This window comes from Aerococcus sp. 150760013-2, assembly GCF_053627715.1.
This window is the reverse complement of record NZ_JBSEYI010000004.1, coordinates 1-11,816: the sequence shown is the minus strand read 5'-3', so window position 1 is coordinate 11,816 and position 11,816 is coordinate 1. Positions and strand designations below refer to the sequence as shown.

Below are 11,816 nucleotides of genomic sequence, written 5' to 3'. Positions count from 1 at the left end.
ATGAAAACCGAGGATTATTTAAAAACGATTGAAGTGAATCAAGACGGGGACGCGGTTATCATGAACCGCAACACCTCTCCCATTCGTCCCTTGTCAGATCAAGACATTGTGGATGCAGTCTTGGCCACCCCTTTTAATCAGTATCCTGAAGACGAAGAAGCTAATTTCATTGCGGCGTATGCAAATTACGCCGGTCTTAATCCAAAGAATGTGGCCGTTGCTAACGGGTCAGATGAGTGGATTCAGAAATTGATTATCCAGTTTGGTCGCGAGGGTGTCTTGGCGGTTGATCCTGATTTCTTTATGTACCAGGATTATACCAACCAGTTGGGCTTCCCCTTTTTCCAGGTGGAGAGTGAAAAGGACTTTATTTTTGATTTAGACACAATTATCAGCGCTTTAGATGAATTTAAGCCGTCTTTATTCTTCTTGTCGAACCCGCAAAATCCTACGGGTCAGCAGTTTTCTGAAGAATTTTTACAGAGATTGGCGGATGAAACGGCAGGTCGGGATATGACTTTTGTGATCGATGAAGCTTATATTGAATTCGGCCAGGACTATCAACGGCCAGATAATGACAACGTCTTATTTATCCGGACCCTATCTAAGATTTATGGGGTAGCGGGTTTACGGGTTGGTATCGCCTTTGGGCAAGGACCTCGTTTCGATAAATTGAAGGAGATTAACCACCCTTATCCTATGAATAGTGTGTCACTAAACCTTGCCAGCAAGCTGTTTGAGGATACCAAGCGACTAGATGAGTGGGTGAATTACCAACGCGATATCAAGCAAGAATTGCAGGAGGCTTTTGACCAGGTTGCTGATCTAGTCACTGTGATTCCGTCCGCAACGAATTTTGTGTTTATCTTTGGCGATTTGGTCCCAGATTTAGACCAGCATTTAGCGGACAATGGTTTCGTTGGCCGTAAGTATGCAGATGGGAAAATGGCAAATGCGGCGCGATATTCGGTAATCGATTCAGCTGAATATCCCAAGTTAAAGGCAACAATCAAAGCATGGAGGGAACAAATTGAAGATTAAAGAGCGGAATACCTTAGAAACGCAAATCAAGCTGGGCTTGGCTAAGGCGGATGGGTCTGGACAAACATCCATCAATACTGGCGTGGGTTTCCTTGACCACATGTTAACCCTATTTACCTTCCATTCGGGCCTTGATTTATATGTTGAAGCCAAGGGGGACACTTGGGTTGATGACCATCATGTCACTGAAGATATTGGGATTTTACTTGGTGAAGCTATTCGGGGCCTTTACCAAGTCCAACCTTCATACGAACGGTACGGATCATATTTCCTGCCCATGGACGAAACCTTAGCCCGTGTCGTATTAGACTTATCGGGCCGACCAGTCTTAGTTTATGACGCCAACTTTTCAGCTGAAAAAGTGGGGACCTTTGATACCGAACTTGTCAAAGAATTCTTCTACGCTGTGGCTATGAACGCTCGCATGACCCTACATATTGACCTATTGAAAAACGGCAACACCCACCACGAAATCGAAGGTATTTTTAAAGCATTCGCCCGCGCCCTAAAAATCGCTTTGAAAGAAACAGACGGCGGCGTCCCATCCTCAAAAGGATTGATTCAATAAGTCAGGGTGTTTTGATCAAGAATAAGTAAAATAAAATCATTTTTACAAAAAGGAGGCAATTATCCATGGAAATTATCCCCGCTATTGACCTGATTGATGGTAAAAGCGTTCGCTTACAACAAGGTGACTATGACAAACAAGTCGTCATGCCAATGTCAGCAGCCGAAGCGGTGACCTACTATAGCCAATTCCCACAGGTGACGAGAATTCATGTGGTAGACTTGATTGGCGCTACTAAACAAGCGGCTGTTGAAGGTGACACTGTTGAAGTTTTAAAATCTCTAACTGATATTCCTTTAGAAATCGGTGGCGGTATCCGCGACTTAGAAACTATCGATTTATACGATAAATTAGGCATCGACTACTTCATTCTAGGTACAAGAGCCATCATGGATGTGCCTTGGTTAAAAGAAGCTGTCGCTAAGTATCCTGGCCGTATCTATGTTGGTCTAGATTGTAAAGATGAAGCGATTTATATCAATGGTTGGAAAGAGGCATCCGGCCGCTACATCCAAGAATACCTTGATGAAATTGCCGACTTAGATATTGCCGGAATTATCTATACTGATATTTATAAAGATGGCATGGAAGCCGGGCCTAATGTAGAGAAGACGGGTCAAATCCAACGTATCACCAAACATCAGGTTGTTGCTTCTGGCGGTGTGAGGAGCCGGCATGATTTAGATGCCCTCCAAGCACAAGGCGTAAACCAAGCAATTGTCGGGAAAGCTGCACAGAATCCAAGTTTTTGGGAAGGACTGTAAAAAATGAAAAAAATTATTCCATGTTTAGATACGCGCGACGGTAAATTAGTCAAAGGTGTTCACTTTGTAGATGTAAAAGAGTTAGGGGACCCCGTTGATTTTGCCAAAAAATATTCAGACGCAGGTGCTGATGAATTAGTCATCCTAGATATTACGAAAACGACTGACGGTCACCAATTACGTACGCAAATGATTGCGGATGTAGCCAACGCTATTGATATTCCATTGACTGTTGGTGGGGGAATTGCCTCCGTTCAAGATATTCAAGACGCTCTTGATGCAGGTGCCAGCAAAGTCGGTATTAACTCAGCGGCTGTAAAAAATCCTGACTTCATTAATGAAGCGGTAGCCAAATTCGGTTTTGATGCGGTAACGATTGCCGTAGATATGGCTTATGATGAAGCGAAAGGTGACTACTATGTGTACACTAACGCAGGTCAAACGCAAATCGACATTAACGCCCTTGAATGGTGTAAAGAGTGTGAAGAACGCGGTGCTGGCGCCTTACTAATCACTTCAATTGATACTGACGGTGCCTACACAGGTTTTGATATGCCATTCTTGAAATTGGCTTCTGAGACCGTTTCGATTCCAATTATCGCTTCAGGTGGTGCGAGCGGTATCCAAGACTTCATTGACTTGTTCCAACAAACAAACCTAGAGGCAGGACTTGCGGCATCTATTTTCCACAAGGGAGAAGTAGCGATCGAAGATTTAAAAGCAGCACTTATCGCAGAAGGGATTGACTAGTAAATGACAGCAATTGATTTTGGCAAAAACGGTGGGCTTGTCCCAGCTATCTTGCAAGATTACCGGACAAATCAAGTCTTAATGTTGGGTTACATGAATGAAGAAGCTTACGAATTAACAGTAAGTGAAGGCGTAGCTTGGTTTTATTCACGTTCTAAAGGACGTCTTTGGAAAAAGGGCGAAACTTCAGGCAACTTGCAAGAAGTGGTAAAAATTGAGGTGGACTGTGACCAAGATACCCTATTGGTACAGGTACGCCCAACTGGCCCAACTTGCCATACGGGTAGCCAGTCATGTTTTGGGGATGATTTCTTCAACTTGAATATCCTTGAAAAAACGGTGGTCGACAAAGTGGGCAATCCTAAAGAAGGATCGTATACGTCTTACTTGATGGAACAGGGTTTGGATAAGATTCTTAAAAAATGCGGGGAGGAAATGACGGAAGTCGTGATTGCCGCGAAAAATGCCCAGGCCGGTCAAGGAAATGATGAATTGGTATCTGAAACCAGTGACTTACTTTACCACCTGCTAGTTTTATTGGTTGAAAGAGGCCTGTCATTAACAGATATTGAAGCAGCCTTAAATACCCGCCACGGCCAATATCATACCTATTCTGTCCGTAAAGAAATCGAAGATTATTAAGATAGAATGAATTATATTAGAATTGTATTAAAATTGTTGTTGACACTTATCATAAATTTTAATATACTGATGTCAGTAAATAAAACAAGTTGATGCGTTGAGAAGTAGAAGTAAGTTAGACGCTTGTGCACAGAAAGTACCGATTGTTGAGAAGGTATGACAAGCCCTAATTGAAAAGTAGACTTTGAGCTGTAGATGCGATCCACCTAAAGGGTGGTTGAGTGTTTACCGGGTGCTGCCGTTAAAATGCCAGTTGATCGGATGAATGTCCCGTCAACGTGAGTCTAATAGTCTAACCAACTATTAGAAAAATTAAAGGTGGTACCGTGCAGAAAGCGCCCTTTGACTTAACCAGTCAAAGGGCGCTTTTTTTATTTACTAAAAACTTAAAAATATATGTAAAAACTAGGAGCAATAAAGATAAGACGAATCAAATTGTCACTAGTAAGCCATATAACAGACTTGTAGTAGTGATTAGGAGGATTTTCAATGACATTATTAGCAGATTTAAAACAAGCTCCCACAGCGATCATTCCCGCTTGTGGTGACGGCCATACTTTTCAAATGTTAGCCAACAGCAAGGCACCAGCCATTTTCCTATCTGGTCAATTAACCACAGCATTTAAGCACAAAGAAAAGGACGTGAGCCAATCGCGTCCTTTGTCTTTGGTCAATTTCAATTAATAACGGTATTGAGTGCTGGCACCTTGAATAAAGAATTGTGTTTCTTCAAAGTGGTAAGTGATTTTTGAATAGTCGAATGGTTTCCCGTTATTTAAATGGAAGATCGACTCTGTTTTTAAACAAGGATCGCCTTCACTTAAATTTAAATGGTTAGCATGCTCAGCCTTCAATTTCCCAACCCGCAAGAAGTGGTCACCATAGCCAATTGGCATTTCCAGATCTTCTGTAATATAGTCGAAGATGGAATTCGATGCAATTTCTTCGCTTAAGTAAGGGATAATATCCTTGTCAAAATGAGACTCTTCCACACAGAAGGGGCGACCTTCGATATAGCGGATGCGCGTAACATGGTAGACCTTTGTTTTTGCTGGGTCGTCAATTTTTAAATTTTCTACCGCTTCATCAGTTGGGGCAATTAACTCAAGGGATAAAACTTTAGAATCGATTTTAAATTGGCTCAAGGTTGAATTAAACCCACCTAGGTTTAATAGGTTGATATAACCCTTACGTTGATTACCACGGACATAAACGCCAGAACCACGTACTTGGTAGATTAACCCTTGTTTCTCTAAGTCATTTAAGGCAGATAATACCGTATTCTTACTCACTTGGTAGTAGTCCACCATTTCTTGGATACTGGGTAACTTATCATCTGCATTTAATGCATTTTCATTGATGTAGCGGACCAACGCGCCAGCTACCTCTTCGTATTTAGCCATATATAAAGAACCTCTCTCTTAGGAATTTGATATATTATATCATGAAAGCTCTTACATATGCAAAAAGTTAGGGTATAAAAATGGATACCACCATATAATCCAAGTTTCTCAATTTTCCTTTATCATTTATATAATAAAAAGATAACAGGTAGCCATTGACTTAAACTTTGTGTTAGTATTTGTTACTTTGCATATATAAGCCTTCGGATTACACTTTTCCTATCATTCCTCAAAAGCAGTGGGAAACTCATCAGCCAAGGTCTAATGGCTTGGCTGACTATTTAATCTATAAGGGCCGAAGTCCAAAGAATGAATAGTCAGACCATCCTTTTTCACTGCTAAGGTATGCTAGGAAAGCTCCAGACTTTGGCTTAATAACGTAAGTTAACGATAGAAGCTAATAAATTTTAGTAACGTGGTTACTAGTACAAGCAAATATTATTGATGCAAAACTCAAGAACTAGCGAAAGCACATTGCACATTGATGATAAATAATCAATATATAAACGTGATTGTTCGCTTTCACAGGTAAAAAGGCGTATCATTTAGCCTAAGATACAGAAGGCTTTGAAGCGTTTCTACTATAAAAAGGAGAAATATGATGACTATCTATGATTACACTGTAAAAGATGCTAATGGGCAAGATAAAAACCTAGCGGATTATCAAGGGGACTTGTTGTTGATTGTAAATACAGCAACTAAATGTGGACTAGCGTCTCAATTAGAAGGACTTGAAGACTTGCACCAAAAATATCAACGTGAGGGCTTTAAGGTACTTGGATTCCCTTCTAATTCATTCATGCGAGAACCTGAGGATGGTAAAGGGGCTGCAGAAGCATGCGCACTAAAATTTGGCACCTCATTTCCTATGTTCGATAAGGTATCCGTAAACGGACCTAAAACAATACCATTATTTTCGTATCTGAAAAAAGCATCTGGTAATGGTCTAGTAAAATGGAATTACACTAAATTTTTAGTAGACCGACAAGGCAACTTTATTAAACGGTATGCCCCAACAACAAAACCCGCAGATATTGAAGCAGATATCCAAGATAACCTGTAGAGAATAAGCGTCTACAAATCAAAAAGGAAGACCTGTCAAAAGTAGATCTTCCTTTTTGTGTATGTATGGGTAAAACAAGTCAATATAGTTTAGAAACCACTTCGCAAATAGGTTTCGTGATCTGCCATCACTACAACTATTTACGCCAGTACTGCGAGCCTGAACGATTTTTGTCTCACCTTTTGCGGTCCAGTGGCTTTTAATTGGCTAGCACTCCTGGGAGTTTAGAAAAACACTAGGTATTTTGTTTATCTGTAAATATGAATCATTATATTCTAGGTTAGTGAGCCATCATTTCTTTCTTGTAGTCAAGTCCATAATCCTGTGTAAAATACTATACAATGTTTTACCGGTCACTCATTGATCAAACTTAATATATTTTATTGTAGAACTGAGCCATTCGTCATGGAGGTCCATAAGGACAGCTCCGATTAATCGATTGGCAGAAGTTCGGTTGGGAAAAATCCGAATAATCTTTTCTCTTCTGCGGACTTCCTGGTTCAGTCGTTCAAGAAGGTTGGTGCTTTTTAGCCGATTGTGACCATTTCCGATAACCGTGTATTGAAAGGCATCTTCGAAGCCATTATCCAATGTTTCGCAAGCTTTTGTATATTTAGACTGGTCGATATATTCACCGACTAAGGCATTCTTAGCTGTTCGAGCGAGTTCAATATCCGTAAACTTAAACATCGCTTTTACTGCTTCTCTAAACGGTTTTGAATTCTTTTTTGGAATGGAACTGAAGATGTTTCTTAAAAAATGGACCTGGCATCTCTGCCAACTTGCGTTGGTAAATGACTTACGAATTGTAGACACTAGGCCTTTATGGGCATCAGAAATGATGAGTTCTGTCCCCTGTAGACCGCGTTCTTTTAAGTATTCAAAGAAGATGGACCATGTGTCATCACTTTCTTCATTTTGGATCATGAAGCCAATGATTTCACGATCACCACCTTCTGTTATCCCGATCGCAATATGGCAGCTTTTAGAAAGCACTCGATGGTCCTCACGGACTTTTATGTAGAGAACATCAGTCATCAGATAAGGATAACTCGTACCTGAGAGTAAACGGTTCTGCCATTCGTTGACCATCGGGTCTAACTGCTCAGTCAGGCTAGAAACAAAAGATTTCGATACCGATTTTCCACATAGCTCTTCAACAATCTTTGAAACTTTACGTGTCGAAACGCCTGAAACATACATCTCAAGCATTGAAACGAGCAGTGCCTTTTCATTTCGCTGATAACGCTCAAACACCGTCGGTGAAAATTCACCATCACGTGTTCTAGGCACTTTTAATTCGAGTGTGCCCACACGAGTCGTAAAGTCTCGCTCATAATAGCCATTTCTTTGACTCTGACGACTTTCTGAACGTTCATAGTCATCGGCTTGAATATATTCTGTTCGTTGATTTTCCATCAATTGGTTGAAAACAGTGGTCAAAATTTTTTTAGAAACTTCATCTTTTACCGAATGTTCAATAATACTTTGAACCTCTTCGTTGTTCAGTGTAAAATGTACTTGGGTCATGTAACGTCCTCCTGGGTATGTCTTTGTGGTTAAAAACATTGTACCGTAAAAGGGCTGTTACATGGCCTTTTATCTTTTACACAATTATATGGACTTTATCTCTTTTTCATTTATACACTTCTTCCAAAATAACATAGTTCATTAAAAAACCATATTATCATACTTTTTTGTTTTATTAACAGTTAGAAAGGGCTTGAAAATTTTCACTCAAGTCCTCAATTCTAATGTATTTGTATTCATTTTTATTATCTAATATTTAATTTTTTCTTTCTCAACAAAATTAAGAATTAGATTAAATTGGTTTTGAATCAATCTCGCTCCTAAACTCTTTTAAGTATCTTAAAGCAATCTTTAGAAGCCCCATCAAGGGAACACCTATTATCATACCCAAAATTCCCAGCATATTCCCAAAAAATAATACCGAAAATATTACAAGAAGTGGGTGTAGCCCCACTGAATGGGACATGATTTGTGGAGACAGGAATGCAGACTCAACTTGCTGGATGACTACAATCAGCATTGTAACCCAAAGTGCCATTATGGGACTTTCCATAAAAGCAAGTATAACTGGCAAAACCCCTCCAATCCATGGACCAAAGTAGGGTATTATATTTGTAATCCCAGCAACTAGACCTATTGTCAGAGAATATGGCACTCCAATAATCCAACAGCCCATCCCCGTTAAAATACCTACAAATCCAGCCACTGTCAGCTGTCCTTTTATAAAGCCTCCCAACACCTTATCCACCTCTCCGCCCAGTTCTTTAGCCTTGGCCAGTCTTTTTACAGGTATTTCTCCAGTAATTGCCTTCATTATCCTATCTTTATCCTTAAGATAGTAAAATGTAATTATAGGAGTTATAATAATATCCAGAAAAGTCCCAGTATATGAGACAAATCTATTGAAAACTCCTCTTAATGAATTTCTAAGAACCTCCCCAATATTCTTGATCTGTTCATCCAAATTTAAAAACTCCTGAACCCCTTCAGGAATGAAAGGTATCTGTCCTGACTGGAGCTCTCCCACAATTTTTTCAATAAACTTCAATATATTTGGAATTTCATCTATAAATACCCGCAAATCCCCTGTTAGTCTTGGTATTAAGGTAGCAAAAGCTATGCTGAACAAAAAAAATAAAAGAACAAAGACAATTAGGATTGCCCATATCCTATTGACTTTGTTTTTTTCCAGAAGTTTAACAGCAGGATTCAATAAATAAGCTAGAACTAGTGCATAAATAAATGGATTTATAATATTCCTAAGTGGATTGTATATGTATGCAATGATAACAATCCCAAGCAACACAAGCCCTATATCAAATAATTTCTTCTTTTCTGGCATGACAATTTTCATTTAATCCCTCCTCTTAAAATCAAGTATTACTCTTCAATGCTTTTGTTTATTTATTCATTTAAAGTTCCTGAAACCCTTGATTTAATAACACAAACTGCACCCATCACTATTATGACACCTTCCCCGGTTGTATGCCAGACATATCCTCCATGACGAATACCATCTTCACCCCAGCCTAAAGCAGCTCGTTCAACCGCTTGTAAAGCATAAACCTGATATGGACGCATAATCATGTGTCTTCGGTTTTCTTCATCTTGGGCTTCATCAATAATTAAATAGTCTCCAACTAACTGATGAGCCATTGGAATCATTAAAAAGTGTTCAATCACTTTCTGCCAGTCATTGATTGGATTATTATCAGCATCTGCCCACTGAAAAACAAAACTTTTGTTAAAGTCATTAATAGATTTTGGTGCCGCAAAATAACGAGTGGCGACTTCCGACATAATAACCATCATTTGAGAGAATGCCATGAAATTATTGACAAATTCTCCATCTCGATAATAACGTTTAAACTGTCCAAAAGCTTCGTCTAAAGATTTATCTGTTCGCTTTTGTTCAATATTAATTAACGGCAAGCCATTAATTAATAAGACAACATCAAAGCGATTCCCATTTTCACTCTCCACTTCTCGAGCAATTTGATAGCTCGAGTCACCCCCACGAACTTGAGATTTTTTAAAAATTGTTAACGTAATTTGTTGGCGAGTTATACCAGGATGATCATCTCGGTAAATTCCATCAATTTTTCCAGTTGAGCCTTCCATCGCTAAGAATTTGGCTGCTTCAAAACTATTATCAATTTGTTTTACCTTTGCCATGACTTGTTCGAACTCTGCATCACTTAAAGGAACTCCTTCTAATTGATCAACGTTCATTCGATTTAATTCATGACGCCAATTCTCAACTAAGTGATTGACCGTTACGCGTTGTTTATTCCCATCTAAATGATCAGGTGCTTTCCATTTATATTTTTCTAATTCACGCACAAAGCGATCTTGAAATGCTTGTTCTGATGATGTTTTTTGTTGCATACAATTTCCTCCTTTCTAAACAAACATATCGTTTAAATAAGCTTGTTTTAGTTTCTCTAGCTTTTCTAATTTACTCATCTCTAATTTTTCTGCTTCATCTAATTCATTAATAAATAATCCAATTTTCTTGATCTCTTGATTATCAATTTTATCCTCCATTTTATTGAATGGAACATTAATATCTAGATCTAAAACTACCGGACCACTAAACTTTACACCCCAATTAAATCCCCCAGTAGCTTTTCTTAAAGTTTCTACAAAAAATATATATTCTTCTTTCTCTAAATCGTTATTTATCAAAACCCTCATGATATTTGAGGTAAAATAGTTTTCCTCTTGCAAGAATATAGCCTCAGGGTTATCTATTGAAAAACTAATGCTTGGCGTATTAAATATTTTCATCTTATTTCCATGATAATCACGAGTTTCTTTGTCGATACGGGCATATATACCATTATTCTCGGTGGTTGCTAAAATATAAGGTATATTTCCACCTTTTAATGATGTTTTTGCTAATCTATTTCCACTTAAAACAGTTGAAAACAGTGGTCAAAATTTTTTTTTTAGAAACTTCATCTTTTACCGAATGTTCAATAATACTTTGAACCTCTTCGTTGTTCAGTGTAAAATGTACTTGGGTCATGTAACGTCCTCCTGGGTATGTTTTTGTGGTTAAAAACATTGTACCGTAAAAGGGCTGTTACATGGCCTTTTATCTTTTACACAATTATATGGACTTTATCTTTCTTGTGCGATTTCTGAGCCAGACATATCAGTTGGATAGTATGTTGGCCAGTGGTCTGCTTCTTCAAGAAGGGCTTCTTGTGATTCGCCACCCCAGTAAATATGGTAGTGTCCTGTTTCAACGGGTGCAATATTATGGTCTGAGAATTGCACGTATTTGTAGTCGCCGGCTTCCGGGTCGTTTGTTTCAAATAAGAAACGAACACCACGATTTCCTTTTTCATAGGTTAAGATTTCATAACCAACATAGTTATACTCGAATGTCTTGCTTTCACCGGCCACAATATATTCAATTGTATTGTCAGTAATGTTGATATTATCGACGTCAGTTTGGTAACCAGTTGTGTAGTATTCTTTATACGCTTCAGCGGTCATGCCGTCGTTTAATTTAGATTTGTAGTCAAAGACTTGGTCTAAGGTACCGTCTTCAAGGAATGGGTAAACAGATTGCCATTCACCTGCATAGTCAGATAAGGTACGGTCTGCTACATCAGCATCTTCAAAGTAGCCATTGTAGACTGTTTGTTCAGTTTCTTCTTCAGCAGTTTCTGCGTTTGCGGCTGGTAGGTCTGTTGTTTTTTGCAATGAAGTTAGGTTTTCCTTCATTTACAAGCTGTCAGCTAAGGAAACCTAGGTATTGATACCTAGGAGGAATTAGCGAAATAGACAGCTCTTTTTGTTGATTTTACTAGGTTATCGTTTATGTTTCCTCTAAATAGATAGTATAATGTATTTTAAGAGAAAAGAGGTGATAAGATGCAGTTAACGAAAACGATTAAAGTGCAATTATACCCAAGTGCTAGTGATATTGAAAAGTTCGAAGAAACTCAACAACAGTTTTTAAACGCTTGTAATTTTGTTTCGACATATATCTTTGACCATGACTTTGAATTAGGTCAAACGACTTTGCACAACGCCTTGTA

The 11,816-nt window shown here is 38.7% G+C and carries 13 protein-coding genes and 1 pseudogene; 7 read left to right on the top strand and 7 right to left on the bottom strand.

All coding sequences use genetic code 11. The features are described from left to right. The 6 genes from ACUW85_RS02790 (at position 1) to ACUW85_RS02765 (ending at position 4,449) form a co-directional block, all read left to right on the top strand. Complete coding sequence (locus ACUW85_RS02790; RefSeq protein WP_182023131.1) at positions 1–1,041, top strand: pyridoxal phosphate-dependent aminotransferase; 1,041 nt, start codon at positions 1–3, stop codon at positions 1,039–1,041. After that, positions 1,031–1,609, top strand: coding sequence for an imidazoleglycerol-phosphate dehydratase HisB (gene hisB / locus ACUW85_RS02785; RefSeq protein ID WP_016896645.1), 579 nt, complete (start codon positions 1,031–1,033; stop codon positions 1,607–1,609). Before ACUW85_RS02790 ends, hisB begins: the two co-directional genes overlap by 11 nt. A 65-nt stretch (positions 1,610–1,674) precedes the next feature. Then, positions 1,675–2,373 (top strand): HisA/HisF-related TIM barrel protein, encoded by a 699-nt coding sequence (locus tag ACUW85_RS02780; protein ID WP_048725673.1) that lies wholly within the window; start codon positions 1,675–1,677, stop codon positions 2,371–2,373. Between the two features lie 3 nt (positions 2,374–2,376). Further along, positions 2,377–3,123 carry an imidazole glycerol phosphate synthase subunit HisF gene (gene hisF / locus ACUW85_RS02775; protein WP_048725676.1) on the top strand — a complete coding sequence of 249 codons (747 nt, stop codon included), beginning with the start codon at positions 2,377–2,379 and terminating at the stop codon, positions 3,121–3,123. Positions 3,124–3,126: 3 nt separating this feature from the next. After that, positions 3,127–3,765, top strand: coding sequence for a bifunctional phosphoribosyl-AMP cyclohydrolase/phosphoribosyl-ATP diphosphatase HisIE (gene hisIE / locus ACUW85_RS02770; protein WP_048725679.1), 639 nt, complete (start codon positions 3,127–3,129; stop codon positions 3,763–3,765). Positions 3,766–4,254: 489 nt separating this feature from the next. Beyond that, a complete protein-coding gene (locus ACUW85_RS02765; protein WP_048725685.1) occupies positions 4,255–4,449 on the top strand; it encodes a hypothetical protein in 195 nt (64 codons plus the stop codon). Here the strand turns inward: ACUW85_RS02765 and ACUW85_RS02760 are convergent. Next, the gene (locus ACUW85_RS02760; RefSeq protein WP_048725688.1) at positions 4,446–5,168 is read right to left on the bottom strand and encodes a GntR family transcriptional regulator; all 723 of its coding nucleotides are present in this window, start codon (positions 5,166–5,168) and stop codon (positions 4,446–4,448) included. The two genes, ACUW85_RS02765 and ACUW85_RS02760, sit on opposite strands and share 4 nt — an antisense overlap. Positions 5,169–5,766: 598 nt before the next feature. Between ACUW85_RS02760 and ACUW85_RS02755 the strand changes: the two genes are divergently transcribed. After that, entirely contained in the window at positions 5,767–6,231 is a 465-nt protein-coding gene (locus ACUW85_RS02755) for a glutathione peroxidase (RefSeq protein ID WP_048725692.1), read from the top strand. Between the two features lie 357 nt (positions 6,232–6,588). On the opposite strand, the gene ACUW85_RS02750 is transcribed toward ACUW85_RS02755, so the two are convergent. From ACUW85_RS02750 to ACUW85_RS02725, 6 genes and pseudogenes are all read right to left on the bottom strand, one after another. Continuing rightward, positions 6,589–7,761, bottom strand: a complete 1,173-nt coding sequence (locus ACUW85_RS02750; protein WP_060779322.1) for an IS256 family transposase — start codon at positions 7,759–7,761, stop codon at positions 6,589–6,591. A gap of 292 nt (positions 7,762–8,053) precedes the next feature. Further along, a complete protein-coding gene (locus ACUW85_RS02745) occupies positions 8,054–9,115 on the bottom strand; it encodes an AI-2E family transporter (protein WP_003141351.1) in 1,062 nt (353 codons plus the stop codon). Positions 9,116–9,165: 50 nt separating this feature from the next. After that, on the bottom strand, positions 9,166–10,149 hold the full coding sequence (locus ACUW85_RS02740; protein WP_003141349.1) for a type I restriction endonuclease: 984 nt from the start codon (positions 10,147–10,149) through the stop codon (positions 9,166–9,168). 15 nt (positions 10,150–10,164) lie between these two features. Continuing rightward, positions 10,165–10,551, bottom strand: coding sequence for a restriction endonuclease subunit S domain-containing protein (locus ACUW85_RS02735; protein WP_048726159.1), 387 nt, complete (start codon positions 10,549–10,551; stop codon positions 10,165–10,167). 115 nt (positions 10,552–10,666) lie between these two features. Further along, positions 10,667–10,792 carry a transposase gene (locus ACUW85_RS02730; protein ID WP_235585509.1) on the bottom strand — a complete coding sequence of 42 codons (126 nt, stop codon included), beginning with the start codon at positions 10,790–10,792 and terminating at the stop codon, positions 10,667–10,669. 95 nt (positions 10,793–10,887) lie between these two features. After that, a pseudogene (locus tag ACUW85_RS02725) lies at positions 10,888–11,499 on the bottom strand (metal-binding protein ZinT); the annotation flags it as partial. Positions 11,500–11,816: the final 317 nt, after the last annotated feature.